This is a genomic window from Pantoea coffeiphila, assembly GCF_016909495.1.
GTDB lineage: Bacteria > Pseudomonadota > Gammaproteobacteria > Enterobacterales > Enterobacteriaceae > Erwinia > Erwinia coffeiphila.
In genome coordinates, this window is sequence record NZ_JAFBFW010000001.1 from 709,175 (window position 1) to 728,248 (window position 19,074).

The 19,074-nt window shown below is 52.7% G+C and carries 20 protein-coding genes, 1 pseudogene and 1 other annotated feature; of the genes and pseudogenes, 9 read left to right on the forward strand and 12 right to left on the reverse strand.

Translation table 11 applies throughout. The features are described 5' to 3' along the window. Positions 1–38: 38 nt before the first annotated feature. Together JOE09_RS03355 and JOE09_RS03360 are read right to left on the reverse strand one after the other, a co-directional pair. A complete protein-coding gene (locus tag JOE09_RS03355) occupies positions 39–554 on the reverse strand; it encodes a phage major tail tube protein (protein WP_205064790.1) in 516 nt (171 codons plus the stop codon). Next, a complete protein-coding gene (locus JOE09_RS03360; protein WP_205064791.1) occupies positions 555–1,736 on the reverse strand; it encodes a phage tail sheath subtilisin-like domain-containing protein in 1,182 nt (393 codons plus the stop codon). A 153-nt stretch (positions 1,737–1,889) separates the two neighbouring features. Here JOE09_RS03360 and JOE09_RS03365 point away from each other — a divergent pair, with 153 nt between their 5' ends. The 3 genes from JOE09_RS03365 to JOE09_RS03375 all read left to right on the forward strand — a co-directional run bounded on the left by JOE09_RS03365 (position 1,890) and on the right by JOE09_RS03375 (position 4,366). Next, a complete protein-coding gene (locus JOE09_RS03365; RefSeq protein ID WP_205065104.1) occupies positions 1,890–3,050 on the forward strand; it encodes a phage late control D family protein in 1,161 nt (386 codons plus the stop codon). Positions 3,051–3,093: 43 nt separating this feature from the next. Beyond that, on the forward strand, positions 3,094–3,342 hold the full coding sequence (locus JOE09_RS03370) for an ogr/Delta-like zinc finger family protein (RefSeq protein ID WP_205064792.1): 249 nt from the start codon (positions 3,094–3,096) through the stop codon (positions 3,340–3,342). Positions 3,343–3,481: 139 nt separating this feature from the next. Beyond that, a complete protein-coding gene (locus tag JOE09_RS03375) occupies positions 3,482–4,366 on the forward strand; it encodes a type VI secretion system-associated protein TagO (protein ID WP_205064793.1) in 885 nt (294 codons plus the stop codon). Between the two features lie 150 nt (positions 4,367–4,516). On the opposite strand, the gene ihfA is transcribed toward JOE09_RS03375, so the two are convergent. From ihfA to JOE09_RS03420, 9 genes and pseudogenes are all read right to left on the reverse strand, one after another. Then, complete coding sequence (gene ihfA, locus JOE09_RS03380) at positions 4,517–4,816, reverse strand: integration host factor subunit alpha (protein WP_017802142.1); 300 nt, start codon at positions 4,814–4,816, stop codon at positions 4,517–4,519. Positions 4,817–4,820: 4 nt separating this feature from the next. Further along, positions 4,821–7,208, reverse strand: a complete 2,388-nt coding sequence (gene pheT, locus JOE09_RS03385; protein WP_205064794.1) for a phenylalanine--tRNA ligase subunit beta — start codon at positions 7,206–7,208, stop codon at positions 4,821–4,823. Between the two features lie 15 nt (positions 7,209–7,223). Next, positions 7,224–8,207, reverse strand: a complete 984-nt coding sequence (gene pheS / locus JOE09_RS03390) for a phenylalanine--tRNA ligase subunit alpha (RefSeq protein WP_105594994.1) — start codon at positions 8,205–8,207, stop codon at positions 7,224–7,226. Between the two features lie 78 nt (positions 8,208–8,285). Then, positions 8,286–8,410: a sequence feature (Phe leader region), on the reverse strand. Beyond that, positions 8,361–8,402: pseudogene (locus JOE09_RS03395) on the reverse strand (hypothetical protein). It overlaps the preceding feature by 42 nt. A gap of 118 nt (positions 8,411–8,528) precedes the next feature. Beyond that, the gene (rplT, locus tag JOE09_RS03400) at positions 8,529–8,885 is read right to left on the reverse strand and encodes a 50S ribosomal protein L20 (RefSeq protein WP_105594995.1); all 357 of its coding nucleotides are present in this window, start codon (positions 8,883–8,885) and stop codon (positions 8,529–8,531) included. Positions 8,886–8,926: 41 nt separating this feature from the next. Next, positions 8,927–9,124: a 50S ribosomal protein L35 gene (gene rpmI / locus JOE09_RS03405; RefSeq protein ID WP_010275699.1), complete on the reverse strand. Its 198-nt coding sequence runs from the start codon at positions 9,122–9,124 to the stop codon at positions 8,927–8,929. A 92-nt stretch (positions 9,125–9,216) separates the two neighbouring features. Beyond that, a complete protein-coding gene (gene infC, locus JOE09_RS03410) occupies positions 9,217–9,768 on the reverse strand; it encodes a translation initiation factor IF-3 (protein WP_072166329.1) in 552 nt (183 codons plus the stop codon). Between the two features lie 3 nt (positions 9,769–9,771). Then, on the reverse strand, positions 9,772–11,700 hold the full coding sequence (gene thrS / locus JOE09_RS03415; protein ID WP_205064795.1) for a threonine--tRNA ligase: 1,929 nt from the start codon (positions 11,698–11,700) through the stop codon (positions 9,772–9,774). A 301-nt stretch (positions 11,701–12,001) separates the two neighbouring features. Next, a complete protein-coding gene (locus JOE09_RS03420) occupies positions 12,002–12,757 on the reverse strand; it encodes a DUF481 domain-containing protein (RefSeq protein WP_105594997.1) in 756 nt (251 codons plus the stop codon). A 531-nt stretch (positions 12,758–13,288) separates the two neighbouring features. Between JOE09_RS03420 and ghoS the strand changes: the two genes are divergently transcribed. Further along, the gene (gene ghoS, locus JOE09_RS03425; protein ID WP_105594998.1) at positions 13,289–13,579 is read left to right on the forward strand and encodes a type V toxin-antitoxin system endoribonuclease antitoxin GhoS; all 291 of its coding nucleotides are present in this window, start codon (positions 13,289–13,291) and stop codon (positions 13,577–13,579) included. 102 nt (positions 13,580–13,681) lie between these two features. Beyond that, positions 13,682–14,575: a fructosamine kinase family protein gene (locus JOE09_RS03430; protein ID WP_205064796.1), complete on the forward strand. Its 894-nt coding sequence runs from the start codon at positions 13,682–13,684 to the stop codon at positions 14,573–14,575. 23 nt (positions 14,576–14,598) lie between these two features. Here the strand turns inward: JOE09_RS03430 and JOE09_RS03435 are convergent, their stop codons facing one another. After that, on the reverse strand, positions 14,599–15,138 hold the full coding sequence (locus JOE09_RS03435) for a YniB family protein (protein WP_205064797.1): 540 nt from the start codon (positions 15,136–15,138) through the stop codon (positions 14,599–14,601). A 183-nt stretch (positions 15,139–15,321) separates the two neighbouring features. Here JOE09_RS03435 and hxpB point away from each other — a divergent pair, with 183 nt between their 5' ends. From hxpB to JOE09_RS03455, 4 genes are all read left to right on the forward strand, one after another. Continuing rightward, complete coding sequence (gene hxpB / locus JOE09_RS03440) at positions 15,322–15,993, forward strand: hexitol phosphatase HxpB (protein ID WP_105595001.1); 672 nt, start codon at positions 15,322–15,324, stop codon at positions 15,991–15,993. A 184-nt stretch (positions 15,994–16,177) separates the two neighbouring features. After that, positions 16,178–16,768 carry a metal-dependent hydrolase gene (locus tag JOE09_RS03445; RefSeq protein WP_205064798.1) on the forward strand — a complete coding sequence of 197 codons (591 nt, stop codon included), beginning with the start codon at positions 16,178–16,180 and terminating at the stop codon, positions 16,766–16,768. Between the two features lie 165 nt (positions 16,769–16,933). Next, positions 16,934–18,331 (forward strand): L-cystine transporter, encoded by a 1,398-nt coding sequence (locus JOE09_RS03450; RefSeq protein ID WP_205064799.1) that lies wholly within the window; start codon positions 16,934–16,936, stop codon positions 18,329–18,331. A 317-nt stretch (positions 18,332–18,648) separates the two neighbouring features. Beyond that, entirely contained in the window at positions 18,649–19,026 is a 378-nt protein-coding gene (locus JOE09_RS03455) for a DUF6515 family protein (RefSeq protein WP_205064800.1), read from the forward strand. The last annotated feature ends 48 nt before the right edge of the window (positions 19,027–19,074 follow it).

Consider the following 19,074-nt stretch of genomic DNA (forward strand, 5'->3'; position numbering starts at 1 on the left):
GATTCTCCGGGCGGCCCGCAGGCCGCCATAAGGGGTTATCAGCTGCCGAGGCCCAGCGCAGACGTAATGCGGTCCGGGTACAGGTTTTCGCCGTTGCGCTTATAGATAAAGTTCAACAGGTCAACTTCCAGCAGCGGCTTATCGTCAATGGACAGCTTGTAATAAGTGTTCTTGATCGCGTAGGTGTGGTTGGTATCATCACCCTGTTTCGACTCACCCTGATCAATTTCCGTCATACGACCGCGCATCTCGACTTCCATCAACGAGCTGACACCGCCGCTGTAAATTTCACCGACAAAGCGCAGGCGCAGCCCGTCAATGTCACCGCCGTATTTCAGAATAAGTTCCTGCTCCACGCCGCCGACAATCATAGACGCGTCCAGCGCCCCGGAATCCAGACCGAGATCGACAGCTACTGCACCGAGCATGCCGCCGCCCTGAAAATCTTCCGTTTTACGGGTGATTTTAGGCAGCGTGACGCTGGGGATCTTGCCGACGTGGTTGGTGCCATCAACAAAGAGCGTGAAGAGGCGGAGTTTTTTTGGAATGGCCATTTACGCACTCCCCAGCGACGCAAACGCCGCTTCATAATACTGGTCGGTGAACGTCTGAATCATCGTCAGATCTTCCAGTGGCGGCACCGGGCTGTAGTTGTAACGCACTACCGCTTTACCCTGGCGAATACCGGTAGTCGGGTTATCGACGATATCAAACCAGCAGGCCGCGCCAATTAACTTACCGGCGGTCACCAGCCCCTGCAGTTTGGCGTTGATGCCGCTTACCACGTCTTTCACGTTGGCCGGTGTCAGCGGGGTATCTACCGTGGTGAACTGAGCCTCTGCGATGGTGTCAGCCAGGATTTGCGCCGTTCGCGTGTAGACCTCGAAAGTAAACTCTTCGGTGTCGGTGGTACGGTTACCCCAGAAACGGAACCCGTCGCGCTTAATCAGAGTGGTGATCTCATGCGCGTTGAGCTCGTTGGCATCGGAGTCTTCCGCCTGCAACGCCCAGAATACGTCCTTAGAAATCCCCAGCACGTTTTTAACCGCCACGTTGGACAGCGACTTATGCCAGCCCTGCTCGCTGTCGATCAGCGCACGCAGGCCGAGTGCATAGGCCACCGCCGGAAACTCTTCGTTAACGCCGGTCAGCGGGTTAAAGGCGATGAAGTTCGGCCAGATAAGCATACCTTCACGCTCTGCGAAGGTTTCGCGGTAGGTTTTGGCCTCCGCGATAGTCTCGCAGCCGTCGCAGTAGCTGTAAGAGAATGCCCGCAGCTGCTTCGCAATAACGCGCAACTGTGCGGTCACTTCTTCAGTGTCGTACTCAGGAACGCCGAGAATGCGCGGGCGATACCCGGTTTTCTGCTCCGCCGTCAGCAGCGCAAACATCCCGGTGTAACTGCCATCCGCCTGCGTGCCGCCGATAATCAGCTGTGACTGCGTTGGCGCACCTTCAGCCGTACCAGCCGCTGCCACGCGTACCACAATCACGCGGGTGCTGACCTGGTCGGAAATCGCCTTGAGGGATTTGTACAGCGAACCGGTTTTACCGGCTTTGCCGAGCACGCTGATAACCCGCGTGATCAGCACCGGCGTGTTGAGTGGAAATGCTAACGGGTCGGCGTCGTCGGCAACAGCAACCAGGCCAATAACGGTTGAATCAATGTCATTGATCGCCGTCTGGAGGTCGGTGTTTTCCTGGACGCGTGCCCCGTGGAAAAAGTTGTCGGTCATACTGTACCGCCATCATGTTTGTTGAGTTCGGGGATGATGTTCGCTGAATTTAACGCCCCGCACACGCCCTGCCTGCTCTCGCCGTCCGCCGACAACAACGGGCTGTTTCCGCCATCGCGCGCGCATGAAAACATCAGCGCCGGAGGAACGAAAATGGCGCTGACTACAGACACGATCGACAAGGCAAAAACGCTGATGGATGACGGGCTGAAAAACCTGAAGGAGTACCAGTCCAGCCTGTCACGGGTACCGGCTTTCAGCGTCATGATGGGCGGCAAGGCGCTGACGCAGCTGGACCCACGCATCATCTCACTGGAGATGACCGACAACCGCGGTTTTGAAGCCGATGAACTGGCTATCTCGATTGACGATACGGATGGCAACCTCCAGTTACCCCCTCGCGGTGCCGAGCTTTCCCTGTCGCTTGGCTGGGATGGCGAACCACTGGTTTACAAAGGGGTTTACACCGTTGACGAGGTGGCTTATTCAGGGCCGCCGGACAGGATCGATATCACCGCCCGCAGCGCCGACTTTCGGGATGAATTTAACGTCAAACGTGAGGTGTCATGGCATGACGTGACGGTTGAGCGCATCGTTTCTGCTATCGCCCGGCGCTACAAGCTGACGCCGGTGATTTCAGAACAGCTGATGAAAGCGGAAATCGACCACGCAGACCAGACGCAGGAAAGCGACATGTCATTTCTGACGCGCATTGCGGAGCTGTTAGGGGCCATCGCTACGGTGAAGAACGGATCGTTGCTGTTTATACTGCCCGGCGGTGGCGTCAGTGCCAGTGGTATCGCACTGCCGCAGTTTGCCCTCACCCGTTCAAGCGGTGACCGGCATTCGTTTCGCATCGCGGACAGGGATGCTTATACCGGCGTGCAGGCAAACTGGCTGGATCTGGATTACGGCAAAAAGAAAACGGTCACAGTTAAGAAGCGCGCGACAAAACCTAAGCCGGACAAGCCAGCAAAAAGCAGCAGCCGTGAGGGGGATTATATTGCCGGTGAAGACGGGAATTTATTTGTGCTGCGCTCAACGTACAGCAACGAGACAGCAGCCCGCCGCGCAGCTGCGGCGAAGTGGCAGCAGCTAAAACGCGGTGCCGCAGAGTTTTCGCTTACCCTGACCGAGGGCCGCGCTGATCTGTACCCGGAAATGCAAGGCACCGTTTCAGGATTTAAAACCGATATTGATAATCAGGACTGGGTATTATCGCGGGTGAGCCACACGATTGATGACGGTGGCTTTAAAACCCGCCTGGAGCTGGAAGCAAAAATACCGGAGTGGATTGCAGAAACGACGACATAACGGTCATAATAACAGCGAGTTCAACTCCCATGAGGGAGCCATCATGTTTATTTGCCCAATCTGCGGCGCTCACGCCCGTACCCGCACCAGCCGTCGTCTTAGTGAACTGACAATACGCCAGTATCATCAGTGCCAGAATTTAGAATGCAGCGAAACCTTTACCACCCTGAACAGCGTAGAAAAGCTGGTGACTAAGCGCGGCCGCCGCGAACCGTTACCGCCGGACTTTATCCCTAAAGACGCTTTTCCCGTGTCGCACTACGGACGCGATCAGCTAAACCTTGCTCTTTAAAATTACCCCGCATATGCGGGGTTATTTTCTTGTCAGGGTAAGACAATCAGATAAAATCAAAATGTTTTGTAACATTTATCAGTTAACAATTTGTTCGACGGGTTCTTTAAGGGCTTTAGTAAACTGAAAGGATAATTTCATGAAGGCACGTTTTATTTTCTTAGTTGCATGTTTAGTGGTGGCAACATCCCCTTCTGCTATTCGTGCACAGGAGAAGTTTACTGACTTTAGCGGTGTACTTCAGTGCCGCTCAATAAAAGACAATACGCAGCGTATCTCTTGTTACGATAAAACTATCGCTCCCACACAAACGCAGACTACTAAAAAATTTGAAAGTCGAGAGCAATGTCCTGATGAAAAAGACATTGAGAGAAGATTAACATGCTATGACTCATTCTTTTTACCCACATTCAAAGTTGAAGACGTATCCAAACCCCCCGCCCCAAAAGAAGTAACTACAAGCAAAGCCGATATTGCTGAATGCCGAACAGAGGTAAACGGCACTAAAAGGCTTGCATGCTATGACAAGCTATTCCCAATTGGATCATCAGATGAGGGTGAAGAATCAGCTAACAAGCCAGCAATAAACACTGGGAAGTGGTTTACCCACACTACAACCTCACCTGTTGATGACTCAAAAAATGTAGTGCTTATGCTTGAAAGTAACGACACTATCAGAACAGCATTTGGAGAAACGGTAACGCCAGCCATTTTTGTTACCTGTCGAGAGAAAAAGACAGAGCTATATGTGAACTGGGATGTTTATCTGGGGCTCAATGAAACAAGCATGCTGTATCGACTGGACAAACAAAAAGCCGTTGAAAGAACATGGACAATATCAACTGACACAAAAGCCACATTCTATAGTGGGAAGGTTATTGATTTTGTTAAGAGCATATCCAAGGCTGACAAGTTGTTTGCGAGGATAACACCATACAATGAGAGTCCCGTATCAGTCACATTCGATGTTGCGGGGTTGAGTGATGCACTACAGCCATTGAAGCAGGCTTGTGGCTGGAAATAGTCGCGGTGATTATGACATTGAGCCACGGAGTATCGTGGCTTTTTTGTTGGCGTGGTCATTGAGTGGACACAAACAAAAACTTTACCTTTAAAATCATGCAAATACACCAGTGAAAAAGGCCGCTTGCGCGGCCTTTTTGAATTGCGAATATCAGTCTTCTTTCGGTGAAGCGTTTTCTACCCGGCTCTTCAACTTCTGACCAGGGCGGAAAGTCACTACCCGACGGGCCGTAATCGGGATGTCTTCCCCGGTTTTTGGGTTACGTCCCGGACGTTGATTCTTGTCGCGAAGGTCGAAGTTGCCAAATCCTGACAGCTTAACCTGCTCACCGTTCTCCAAAGCACGACGCACTTCTTCAAAAAACAGTTCTACCAGCTCTTTGGCATCCCGTTTGCTAAGCCCAAGCTTCTCAAACAGATATTCAGACATTTCAGCTTTTGTAAGCGCCATAGGTTCAATCCCTCAAGGATGCTTGGAATCGCTCTTTCAGTGCCTCTACACATCTTGCAACGGTAGCGGCAATCTCCTCTTCTTCGAGTGTCCGGCTGGTATCTTGCAAAATCAGGCTGATAGCGAGGCTCTTAAAACCATCATCTACACCCTTACCACGGTACACGTCAAACAAGTTTACGCCAACTACCTGATTTACGCCAACTTTCTTACACTCTGTGATGATATCTGCTGCAGGGACGTTTTCTGCCACTACAACAGCAATATCACGGCGGTTTGCCGGGAAGCGCGAAATACCGCTGACATCAGGCAGGACGCGGTCTGCGACCTTATCCCACAGCAGTTCGAACACCACCGTACGACCGTTAAGATCCAGTTTTCGCTCAAGTTCCGGGTGTACCACACCGATGAATCCGATGGCTTCGCCGCGTAAATAAATTGCTGCGCTCTGCCCCGGATGCAACGCCGGATTAGCTTCTGCTACAAACTGGATCTCATCGAGCTTGCCGGTTAATTCCAGCAGAGACTCTAAATCACCTTTCAAATCATAGAAGTCAACGGCCTGACGCGCCAGATCCCAATGCTCTTCATTACGATTACCGGTGATCACGCCAGACAGCATAACCTCCTGACGGATACCCAGGTTTGCCTGTGTATCAGGAACAAAGCGCAGGCCACTTTCGAACAGACGCACACGAGACTGCTGGCGATTCTGGTTATACACCACAGCTCCGAGCAGTCCGCTCCATAATGACAGACGCATCGCCGACATTTCTACGGAAATCGGGCTCGGCAACAGCAGGCTCTCTTCACCCGGATGCAGCAGCGCCTGAATTTTCGGGTCAACGAAGCTGTAGGTGATCGCTTCCTGATAGCCTTTATCGACCAGCAGAGATTTGACGCGTTTCAGAGACAGATCCGCTTCGCGGTGTTTGGTCATCTCCAGAGATGCCTGGACCGGAACGTGTGGAATATTGTTGTAGCCGTAAATGCGCGCGACTTCTTCAACGAGATCTTCTTCAATCTCCATATCGAAACGCCAGCTTGGTGCCTTCGCCTGCCACTCGCCGTTACCGACGGTCACTTCGCAGCCCAGACGGGTCAGGAAATCGGTAACGTCCGCATCGGAAATGACATGGCCAATCAGGCGATCCAGCTTCTCACGACGCAGGGTGATAGTGGCGCGTTTCGGCAGGTGCTGCTCACTGGTGACATCGATCAGAGGACCGGCTTCACCACCGCAGATATCCAGCAGCAGGCGCGTCGCGCGTTCAATGGCTTTGTGCTGCAGCGCAGGGTCAACGCCGCGCTCGTAGCGGTGAGACGCATCGGTGTGCAGGCCGTGACGGCGCGCGCGGCCGGTAATTGACAGCGGGCTAAAGAAAGCGGACTCCAGCAGCACATTCTGCGTCTCTTCGTTAACGCCTGAATGCTCGCCACCAAAGATACCGGCCATCGCCAGCGCCTTTCCGGCATCGGCAATCACCAGCGTATCGCTGTTCAGCGTGGCTTCGCTACCGTCAAGCAGAGTCAGTTTTTCGCCCTGTTCTGCCAGACGCACAATGATTTCACCATTGATGCGATCCAGATCGAAGGCGTGCATCGGCTGACCGAGCTCCAGCAGTACAAAGTTGGTGATATCCACTACCGGATCGATAGAACGGATGCCGCAGCGACGCAGCTTCTCTTTCATCCACAGCGGGGTTGCTGCTTTGACATTAACGCCTTTAACAACGCGGCCCACATAGCGCGGGCAGGCTTCTGGCGCAGACACGCTTATCGGGAAAGTATCGGTCAGTGTTGCCGCTACCGGTAAAATTTCCGGCTCAGCCAGCGGCAGTTTGTTCAGCACAGCAACATCGCGCGCTACGCCGATAATGCCCAGACAGTCGGCGCGGTTTGGCGTCACGCTGATCTCAATGGTGCTATCGTCCAGCTTGAGGTATTCGCGGATATCGGTGCCGACAGGCGCATCCAGCGGCAGTTCAATGATGCCCTGGTGATCGTCGGAAATGCCCAGTTCTGAGAAGGAGCACAGCATCCCTTCAGACGGCTCGCCGCGCAGTTTGGCAGCCTTGATTTTGAAATCGCCTGGCAGTACGGCACCGACGGTGGCAACGGCCACTTTCAGGCCCTGACGGCAGTTTGGCGCACCGCAGACGATATCCAGCAGGCGATCGCCGCCTACGTTGATTTTGGTGACACGCAGTTTATCCGCGTTAGGGTGCTGGCCGCATTCAACCACCTCACCCACTACCACGCCGTTGAAAGCACCGGCAACAGCATCGACGCCGTCAACTTCCAGACCGGCCATGGTAATTTGATCGGACAGGGCTTCACCGTCAATGGCCGGATTGACCCATTCACGTAACCAGAGTTCACTGAATTTCATTGGTTTTACCCGCCCTTATTTAAACTGTTTGAGGAAACGTAAATCATTTTCGAAGAAGGCGCGCAGATCGTTAACGCCATAGCGCAGCATGGTCAGACGCTCCATACCCATACCGAAGGCAAAGCCGGAATACACTTCCGGATCGATGCCGACATTACGCAATACGTTCGGGTGCACCATGCCGCAGCCGAGCACTTCCAGCCATTTGCCGTTTTTGCCCATCACATCCACTTCCGCCGAAGGCTCAGTGAACGGGAAGTAGGAAGGACGGAAACGAACCTGCAGATCGGCTTCGAAGAAATTATTCAGGAAGTCGTGCAGCGTGCCTTTCAGATTGGTGAAGCTGATGTTTTTATCAACAATCAGGCCTTCCATCTGATGGAACATTGGGGTGTGGGTCTGATCGTAGTCATTACGATAAACGCGGCCCGGAACAATGACGCGAATCGGTGGCTGCTGGGTTTCCATGGTGCGGATCTGCACGCCGGAAGTCTGAGTGCGCAGCAGGCGCTTGGCATCAAACCAGAATGTATCGTGGTCCGCGCGCGCCGGGTGATGGCCAGGAATATTCAGCGCATCAAAGTTATGATAGTCGTCTTCGATCTCCGGCCCGGTTTCCACCGAGAAGCCCAGTTCGCCGAAGAAGGTTTCAATACGATCGATGGTACGAGTAACCGGATGCAGACCGCCATTTTCAATGCGACGACCTGGCAAGGACACATCAATAGTTTCCTGGGCCAGACGGGCGTTCATCTCCGCAGATTCCAGCACGTTCTTTTGCGCATTAAGCGCATCCTGCACCTGCTGTTTAGCTTCATTGATTACCGCACCGGCTGCCGGGCGATCTTCCGCTGGCAGTTCACGCAGGGTAGTCATCTGCAGGGTAAGAAGCCCTTTTTTCCCCAGGTATTCGACGCGAACGTTATCTAACGCGGCGACATCCTGAGCATCATTGATGGCGGCTTTCGCTTGCGCCACCAGATCTGCGAGATGTGACATGCTTTCCTCTTCTTCCAGCCACCGTGGCCGGTCTGTTTTTAGTCTTTACGATAACATCGTTATGTATTCAGTGTAGAAACGAAAAAAGCCTCCACGGGGGAGGCTTTTAGCGCGATTTTTCGTTTCTTTTCTTTGCGCAAAAGCCCCCGAGAATCAGGTGCTAAAGTAAAAAAAGAAACGAAAATTAGCGTTCATGCTTAATGTTACCTGGTTGCTTGCGGAAACCGTTCTATTGAAATGCCCGGAGGCAGAAAAGTCAATCTTTTGCTTAGGTTACAGGCAATAAAAAAGGGGAGACAGGCTCCCCTCTTCAAATCTGGCTTACGCCAGAGCTGCTTTCGCTTTTTCTACCAGAGCAGAGAATACTGCTTTGTCGAATACGGCGATGTCAGCCAGGATCTTACGGTCGATCTCAATAGAAGCCTTTTTCAGGCCATTGATGAAGCGGCTGTAAGAAATACCGTTAGTGCGGGCTGCTGCGTTGATACGCGCAATCCACAGCTGACGGAACTGACGCTTACGCTGACGACGGTCGCGGTAAGCATACTGACCAGCTTTGATAACGGCCTGGAAGGCAACGCGGTAAACACGTGAACGTGCTCCGTAGTAACCTTTAGCTTGTTTTAAGATTTTCTTGTGACGTGCGCGAGCAACTACACCACGTTTTACACGAGCCATTTAGCTCTCCTGTTAATATTCTGAAAGTTTAAAAAAAATACTTATGCGTACGGCAGGCAGGCAATAACCAGACCCAGATCGCCTTTAGACACCAGACCTTTCGGACGCAGGTGACGTTTACGCTTAGTAGATTTTTTAGTCAGAATATGACGCAGGTTAGCGTGTTTACGCTTGAAGCCGCCAGAAGCGGTCTTCTTGAAGCGCTTGGCCGCGCCACGTACAGTTTTAATCTTTGGCATTTAAAAAATATCCACTTCGCATTGTTAATAAAATGAACCAGACAGGCGAATCACGCCGCACGCCGAAACGCACGGCAAGATTACTTTAGGGCCTACTGTTTCTTCTTGGGAGCGAGCACCATAATCATCTGGCGACCTTCGATCTTCGTAGGGAAGGATTCGACAATTGCCAGATCAATATCTTCACACAGATCTTTACGGACGCGGTTAAGCACTTCCATACCGATCTGCTGGTGCGCCATCTCACGACCACGGAACCGCAGTGTGATTTTAGCTTTATCGCCATCTTCCAGAAAGCGAATCAGGTTGCGTAGTTTTACCTGATAGTCGCCATCATCGGTACCAGGACGGAATTTGATTTCCTTAACCTGGATAACTTTTTGCTTTTTCTTCTGTTCCTTAGAAGATTTGCTTTTTTCATAAAGGAACTTGCCGTAATCCATAATACGGCAAACGGGCGGCTCGGCGTTAGGGCTGATCTCTACGAGATCAACGCCTGCTTCTTCAGCTTTTTCTAAAGCTTCATTCAGACTGACAATACCAATCTGTTCGCCATCGACGCCTGTCAGACGAACCTCAGTGGCGCGAATTTCTCTGTTAATGCGATTAGGACGCGCCGGTTGAACTCGTTTTCCGCCTTTAATACTTTATTCCTCCAATTGATGAAGATTGCGACTGCGAATTTCATTCTGCAGCTTCGCTATCACTTCGTTTACGTCCATGCTGCCCAGGTCTTTACCGCGGCGGGTGCGAACGGCCACTTTGCCAGATTCCACCTCTTTATCACCACAGACCAACATATACGGGACACGACGTAAAGTATGTTCGCGAATTTTAAAGCCAATCTTCTCGTTTCTCAAGTCCGCTTTTGCACGAATGCCCGCATTTTGCAATTTTCGAGTCAATTCTGCAACATATTCGGACTGGCCATCGGTAATATTCATTACCACAACTTGTACCGGAGCAAGCCAGGTCGGGAAGAAACCGGCATATTCTTCGGTTAAAATCCCGATAAAGCGCTCCATGGACCCCAGGATTGCACGGTGAATCATTACCGGCACCTGACGTTCATTAGTTTCACCTATGTAAGAGGCATTCAGACGGCCCGGCAGAGAGAAGTCGAGCTGTACTGTGCCGCACTGCCAGGCACGGTCCAGGCAGTCATGCAGGGTAAATTCAATTTTAGGACCGTAGAAAGCACCCTCACCCGGCTGATATTCGAACGGAATCTCGTTCTCTTTCAGCGCGGCGGCCAGATCGGCCTCGGAGCGATCCCACAGGTCATCACTACCGATACGTTTTTCTGGACGCGTGGAGAGCTTAACCACGATCTTTTCAAAGCCAAAGGTGCTGTACATGTCGTACACCATCTTGATGCAGCTGTTCACCTCATCACGCACCTGCTCTTCCGTACAGAAGATATGGGCATCGTCCTGAGTAAAGCCACGTACACGCATCAGGCCGTGCAGCGCACCTGACGGCTCGTTACGGTGACAGCTACCAAATTCAGCCATACGCAGCGGCAGATCGCGATACGATTTCAGCCCCTGGTTAAAGATCTGCACGTGACCCGGACAGTTCATTGGCTTAATGCAGTATTCACGGTTCTCAGAAGAGGTAGTGAACATGGCTTCTTTGTAGTTTTCCCAGTGGCCGGTTTTTTCCCACAGCACACGGTCCATCATAAACGGACCTTTCACTTCCTGGTAGTCGTACTCTTTCAGCTTGGTACGCACAAACACTTCCAGCTCGCGGAAGATAGTCCAGCCGTCGTTGTGCCAGAACACCATACCTGGTGCTTCTTCCTGCATATGATACAGGTCGAGCTGCTTGCCAATTTTGCGGTGGTCACGTTTTGCCGCTTCTTCCAGACGCAGCAGATACGCGGCGAGCTGTTTCTTATCGGCCCATGCGGTACCGTAGATACGCTGCAGCATTTTATTATTGCTGTCGCCGCGCCAGTAGGCACCGGAGATTTTCTGCAGCTTAAAGTGATGGCAAAAACGCATATTCGGTACGTGCGGACCACGGCACATATCGACATATTCTTCGTGATGATACAGCCCAGGACGATCGTCATGGCTGATGTTCTCATCAAGAATGGTCATTTTGTAGGTTTCCCCACGTGCAGCAAAGGCGTCACGCGCTTCCTGCCAGCTGACCTTCTTCTTGACGACGTCGTAATTCGTTTCGGCCAGCTGATGCATACGCTTTTCCAGCTGTTCGATATCTTCCTGCGTCAGGGTACGATCGAGGTCTACGTCATAGTAGAATCCGTTGTCGATCACCGGACCGATAGCCATTTTCGTATCAGGCCACAGTTGCTTGATCGCATGACCTAACAGGTGAGCGCAGGAGTGGCGAATAATTTCCAGACCGGCTTCATCTTTGGCGGTGATGATGGCCACATTGGCATCTTCGGTGATCGGATCAACCGCATCCACCAGTTCACCATTTACCCGTCCGGCAATACAGGCTTTCGCCAGGCCAGGACCGATATCCAGGGCAATATCCATCACGCTTACCGCGTGGTCAAACGAACGCTTACTTCCATCAGGAAGAGTAATAACTGGCATGTAACATCCTTAATTGCAGTGGTAACCCATACGCAAGGCTACATACAAACATTGGTTTTACTTTATAAACCAGACCCTTAGTACTTAAAACCCGCTCACATTTGCCGGTTTGGTACACGGTTTGGTACACAGACTCAAAAGCGACTCAAATTCAGAGAAACCTTTGAAGGTGTAGTATCTTACACGTCATGGCGGGTAATTGCACGGTGCGGGATTAAATTGCGGCAGGGGAATTAAGTGTCGCCAGAGATCTGACTGTGTGCCAAAAGAATAACGGGCCGAATTATCGGCCCGTTGAGCATTACATTGCGTAGGAAAGTAATACCGACGTTTTGGTGTCGGTTCTTTCCGGCGCGGACTCTGGTGGGTTCTGGTTCCAGGTCACGTTGTATGCCAATTTCAGCGCGAAGTGATCGTTGATGGCTACCTGCAGGCCGGTTTCAGAGTTGACGGTAGTATCGTCGCTACCCAGCACGGACACACCCTGAATGAATTTGGTGCTGTCGGTCAGCTGCCACTGGTAGCTGAATGCGCCATAGGCCAGGGCCTGAGTTTCATGGCCGCCTTCATGGAAGTCGTCATAACGCACGCCAGGACCGGCTTCCACACGCAGAGAGTGCACCGGACCATTCAGCAGCTGGCGACCATAACCGGCGGCCAGAATTGAACGACCGTCGTAGCCGTTAAAACGGTCACTGAGCCAGCTGGCCTGACCGAACAGGTAGTCTGCACTGTTCATGTTATAACGTGTACGTCCGCCCACCTGGTAGGTTTCGGAAGAGCGCTCATCATTAGAGGAGGTGTTGCTCGCATTTCCCCACAGGCTATAGGCGGTGCTTGGCTGATACCAGGTCATATTGGTATTTGCCGTGGCCGATGAGCTTTTGGTATTGCCGCTCTGAGCCAGATAGCCCGCCGCAGCATTCCCTTCAAATGGTTTCTTCGCAGTGCTCGGGTCATCCATAACCGTAAATACGTTGTTATCAGCCAGGGCTTGTTGACACAGTGCTCCCCCGGAGAGCAGCAGAACGACAGACAGTTTACTCAGCGCTTTCATTTAATGTGACCCGTACGGCAGTTTTGAAAAGATTAAGTCTGAAGCCTTTTGAAGGACGATCAACGCAATTTACGGTAATAAACGTAACAATTTGTTAAATCACTCTTTTTCACAAGCATCATGACGAAATTACTCTACGAATGAGAACAATCTCATTAACGGCGCGCATTATAGAGGGTATTTGACGGGAAAACATCAGCCTGTAAATAAGAAATATCTCTAGCCACTGCGAAAATAGCATCAGGAAAACGCAGTAATGTAACAAAAAGTAAATATTCAGAAGCATTGTCTCATGCCCTCTTCCACTGACGTTTGCAAAGTGTGATCGAACCTCAGACCGGCAGATAAACCACACTCGGTATCTGGCAACGTTTGGGAAAAAAAAGGCATCACGTGCGACCTGATTCTATGCCGCTACCAATAAATTGGTGGGAGTGTTAATAAAATTCATGAGCACACCATGACCAGATCATCCATTCAGACCCGGCCATGTCCTATGATGTAATGAGTTTTCTGACAAAGAGGTACGCCATGAGTTCTTCCGTAACCCAATACGTAGTGACCTTCCGCTATCACGAAACCGGGCTCGCTAATCTGCTTGAACTTAACAGCACTATGGCAAATGCCGGTTTTTCAACCACCCACAACGATTCTGATGGGCACCCGCATGAACTGGGCACCAACAATTTCGGTATCGTCAGTGCCCTGTCTCTCGAAGAACTCAGGGAGCAGGCGCAAAGTATTGGTGAACTGGTTCTGGGAAAACAACCGGAGGTCGAAGTCCGGACTTTGGAATCATTTAATAAGCAGGATCAAAGCTAAGTTTTTGTAAAAATGTACGATTAACGTGCATTCACGCGCAGACTGGTTATCCTTTAAGCGATACGGTAACCCTGTTCACGGCGTACAAAAGAGGAGCTTCCTATGTGGTCAGCCATCAGTCGTTTGTTGAATGAACAGCTTGGTCCCGGAGAAATCACCCACCGTACGGAGCTACCGGGCGGGGACGTCCATCCAGCCTGGCTTCTGCATTATGGCGAACAGCAGGTGTTCGTTAAGTGCAATCAGCGAGAGATGCTGGATTTGTTCACCTGGGAAGCCGATCAGCTCCAGTTGCTGGCTCGCAGCGGAACCGTGCGCGTGCCGAAGGTCTACGGCGTCGGCAGCGTTCGTGAAGCCAGCTTCCTTCTGCTGGAATATACCCAACCCTGCCCGTTGAATGCCTCTACAGCCCGAACGCTCGGCGAACAGCTGGCGCGTCTGCATCAGTGGAGCGAGCAGCCGCAGTTTGGCCTCGATTTCGATAACAATATCACCACCTCACCACAGCCCAACAGCTGGCTTCGCCGCTGGTCACTGTTCTTTGCGGAACAGCGTATCGGCTGGCAGCTGCAGCTGGCGGCGGAAAAAGGGATTCAGTACGGCGACATCGAATTAATCACTCGCTGCGCGCAGAGCATTCTGGCATCGCATCATCCGCAACCGTCCTTGCTTCACGGTGATTTGTGGCCGGCAAACTGTGCAGGCAGCAGCAGCGGGCCGTGGATCTTCGACCCTGCCTGCTACTGGGGCGACAGGGAGTGCGATCTGGCAATGCTGGCCTGGTATCCCGATCTTCCCGCAGAGATTTTGGCTGGCTACCAGTCGGTATGGCCGCTTCCGGAGGACTATATTCAACGACAGCCGGTTTATCAGCTTTACTATCTGCTTAACAGGGCAAATGTCTTTGGCGGTAGCTGGTTGGGTGAGGCGCAGCGTGCAGTCGTTGCACTGTTGGACGAGGATGAATCAGGTAGGAAGCGCGCGCATCTGGCCTGAATGCCAGCCTGCGCGCGCTGCGATCAGACAATAAAACCGAGCAGTTTCAGCACAAAATACCCGGCCACGGCAACGATCAGCGGCAAAATATAGAGCGGGAAAAACTGCAGGAAAATGGTGTGCCGTGGCACCACAATTTTCTCCTCCAGCTGCTGACGACTCAGGCCTTCATCCCCTCTTGCCTGCTCCAGAATCATACGGTCTTCAATCCCTTCGCGCAGATGTCGCGACTGGCGCCACATACGCGCGCCGGAAGCCTGCAGTGCCAGCCCGACGAAGATCAGTATGTAGATCGCCCAAAACAGAAGATTGTTGCCGCCGTTAAAGTTCGGCACCGGAGAATTCGTCCAGAAGCTGTGCAAAAAACCGGTGTTAAAGCGGATCATATCGATCATCACATGGGTAAAATCCTGCATTACCGCGTTAATGCCGTCCCGCTGTTCCTGGCTTTTTTCCAGGAAACCCATCAGCGAAATCAGCGTGGATAGCAGTGCAGGAATAAAGATAATCCAGCCTGCGATACGCTTGACGATTGCGATCTGGCCAGCCCGTTGATAAGTCATGCTTTCTCCCGTCCATATGATATTTCGCCGACAGTCTACCTGTACTGAAAGAAAAGTGCCTGCTAAATGCTGCCCGCGGGGCGGCTTTATGCCTGCGTTCACTTAATGTCACGGCCTGCGGCGATTTTTGGTCGATGCCATGTTCATGTTAAAATGACATAAACCGTTTAATGGAGCCACAAAATGTCCTATCACCGCCCCGTCGTTGCCGCCATTTTTGATATGGATGGCCTGCTGATCGACTCCGAACCACTCTGGGAACAGGCTGAACTGGATATTTTCAGCACGCTTGACATCGATTTGAGCCGCCGTGAAGAGTTGCCCGACACCCTGGGCTTACGCATCGATCAGGTGGTACGCATGTGGTACGAAACGCTGCCGTGGAGCGGTCCAACGCAGCAGGAAGTTACAAAGCGTGTTATCGACCGTGCACTCGGTCTGGTGGAAGAAACACGACCGTTGCTGCCCGGCGTGGAAAACGCGCTGCAGCTTTGCCAGCGTTCAGGGTTAAAGATTGCATTAGCCTCCGCCTCTCCATTGTTTATGCTTGAGCGGGTACTGGAGATGTTTAACATCCGCAGTTACTTTGAGATCCTCGCCTCTGCTGAATCCCTGCCCTACAGCAAACCGCACCCACAGGTTTACCTTGATGCCGCAGCACGTCTGGGCGTTGATCCGCTCAACTGCGTCACGCTCGAGGATTCCTTCAACGGTATGGTTGCCACCAAAGCCGCGCGTATGCGATCCATTGTCGTACCTGATGCAGAGTACGCTGCCGATCCGCGCTGGGCGCTGGCGGACGTTAAGCTCACGTCGTTGACCGAGCTGACCGGCCAGCATTTACTCGGCCGCTAAAAGGTCAACTAATTCACTTTTATCGCCCGGAAAGCTAACGCAGCGAGGCTGTTTTCACCTTTCGTTGCTTAAATGTTAATCCGGGCTAAAAATATTTATCTTTCGTTACAGCGTCACATATTTATTCTACTGTATATATTCCCTATACTGGATGCATTGACAGCTATGCAGCCAGGTACTTCCCATGACGGCCGAAGGCCATCTTATTTTTGCCATTGCCAGCGCAATTTTTGCCAAGCGCGCCGAACTGACCCCGGTTCTGGCCAGCGCGGACTGGTGGCACATTATTCCGGCCACGCTGCTGACCTGCCTGCTACCCGATATCGATCACCCAAAGTCGCTGCTCGGTCAGCGGCTTAAATGGCTGTCGCAGCCCATTGCCCGCGCTTTTGGCCATCGGGGGTTTACCCACAGCCTGCTGGCCGTGGCCGGTGGCGTAGCGCTGTTACAGATGAAACTTCCCGCGGGCTGGATTATTCCCGCCGATGCGTTTCAGGGAATGGTGCTGGGCTATCTCAGCCATATTGTTGCCGATATGCTCACGCCCGCAGGCGTGCCGCTGCTTTGGCCGTGCCGCTGGCGTTTTCGGCTTCCGCTGCTCAATAGCCAGAAAGGCAATCAGCTGGAACGTATGTTATGCCTGGCGCTGGTCGGCTATGCAATGTTCTTCCCACCCGGCATGCAGCATTTTGGTGCGGGCGGATGGGCCAGTTCCGTAATGAATACCGTACAAAACAGCATCAGCAGAATAATTAATGTGCAACCAGAGCGATAATCAAACAAATAACACCAAAAAGTTATAAATAATTCCTTTTGGATATAAACCTGCACCATTCCAAACTGTTACCATTTCGCCACTGACCTACTTGCTGCGCGGCAGAAATTAACTGTCGCCCACTACGGCGGTGCCATCGCGCCGTCACTTTTGGAGAATGTCCTAATGAATTTCCCGCTCATTATTAACCTGGTGGCCTTCGTCGCCCTGTTATTGCTGCTGGCAAAAACCGGCCGCCGCGGCTGGAGCCTGTCGAAAAAGGTCCTCGCAGGCCTGGTGGTTGGCGTGCTGTTTGGCCTGGTGCTGCACACCATCTATGGTGAAAACAGTGACGTGATTAAACAATCCGTCAGCTGGTTCAATCTCGTCGGTAACGGTTATGTCCAGCTGCTGCAGATGATCATTATGCCGCTGGTTTTCGCCTCTATTCTCAGCGCCGTTGCTCGCCTGCACAATGCGTCATCATTGGGTAAAATTAGCGTACTGACCATTGGCGTGCTGCTGTTTACTACCGCCATTTCAGCGGCGGTTGGCGTGCTGGTTACCTGGCTGTTCGGGCTGAACGCCAGCGGTCTGGTGCAGGGCGTGCAGGAAACCGCGCGCCTGACGGCGATTCAGAACAACTACGTGGGTAAAGTTGCCGATCTGAGCGCCCCGCAGCTGCTGCTTTCCTTTATCCCTAAAAACCCGTTTGCGGACCTGACCGGCGCGAATCCAACGTCGATTATCAGCGTGGTGATTTTTGCCGCCTTCCTCGGGGTAGCGGCGCTGCAGTTACTGAAGGATGATGCAGAGAAAGGCCAGCGCGTGCTGAAAGCCATCGATACCCTGCAGTCCTGGGTGATGAAGCTGGTGCGCCTGATTATGAAGCTGACTCCTTACGGCGTCATGGCACTGATGACCAAAGTGGTAGCGACCTCGAATGTCGCTGACATTATTAAGCTGGGTAGCTTTGTGCTGGCGTCATACCTTGGACTGGCAATCATGTTTGCAGTGCACGCTCTGCTGCTGTCGGTAAACGGCGTGAACCCACTGCGTTTCTTCCGCAAAGTGTGGCCGGTGATTACCTTCGCCTTTACCAGCCGTTCCAGCGCAGCAACCATTCCACTGAGCGTAGAAGCACAGACCCGTCGCCTTGGCGTACCAGAATCCATCGCCAGCTTTGCGGCGTCATTCGGTGCCACCATCGGTCAGAATGGCTGTGCCGGTCTTTACCCGGCAATGCTGGCGGTCATGGTCGCGCCAACGATTGGCATTAACCCGTTTGACCCGGTATGGATAGCCACTCTGGTCGGTATCGTTACCCTGAGCTCTGCGGGCGTTGCAGGCGTAGGCGGCGGTGCAACGTTCGCTGCGCTGATCGTGCTGCCAGCCATGGGCCTGCCTGTCACGCTGGTGGCTCTGCTGATCTCCATCGAGCCGCTAATTGACATGGGCCGCACCGCGCTTAACGTCAACGGTTCCATGACTGCCGGCACGCTGACCAGCCAGTGGCTTAAGCAGACCGACAAGCAGATCCTGAACACCGATGCGGAAAACGACGCCGAGCTCGCTCACCGCTGATCGCCAGCCGTTCGCTTTAACCCGGTGCCTTGATGGGCATCGGGTTAAGCAGCCATACTCTCTGTTACGCTCGCCGCTCGTTCAACCTCAGCTCTTTTACGAACGCGTTGATTCCCTCGCCAGAAATCTCATTCTTCAGCAGCCTTGCCGTCGGCTCCCTCAAAATGTCGCTGGCCTTGCCCATATTCCCCCCCGATCGTGGTCCTCAGGTTAAGGAAGCGTTAAGCGCTGTAAGCAGCCGCTAATAGCGGCCGGGAGCCGCTTGTATTTCACTACGCCTGGGGCGATGCTAGCGCAAAGAACCTGGAGAACTGCTTATGAAAAAGGTGATGACCACCCTGCTCGCCTTATCCCTGCTGGCACCCGCGCTGGCATCCGCCCATCCAGGAGGCTGGGGCCCACCGGGGCCTGGTCCAGGCTGGCACGGCGGCGGCGGGCCAGGAAGGCTGTCGTTTCTGCCTGATGCGGCAGCAGCGGTACTGATCGGCGGGCTGACCTACTATGTGCTTAACGGTAACTACTATCAGCGGCAAAACGACAATACCTATGTGGTGGTTGATCGCCCCATTGACCGGGTAACGGATATGCGTGCGCTGGATTATAACGGTGAACGCTACTACGTTCAGGACGGCCACTACTACCGCCGCAATATCAACGGTGAGTACCTGGAAGTTCCTCGTCCACCGGGGCTATGACCGGCCACAAGGCGCAGAAAGAATAGCTATCTGCAACGTAAAACGGCA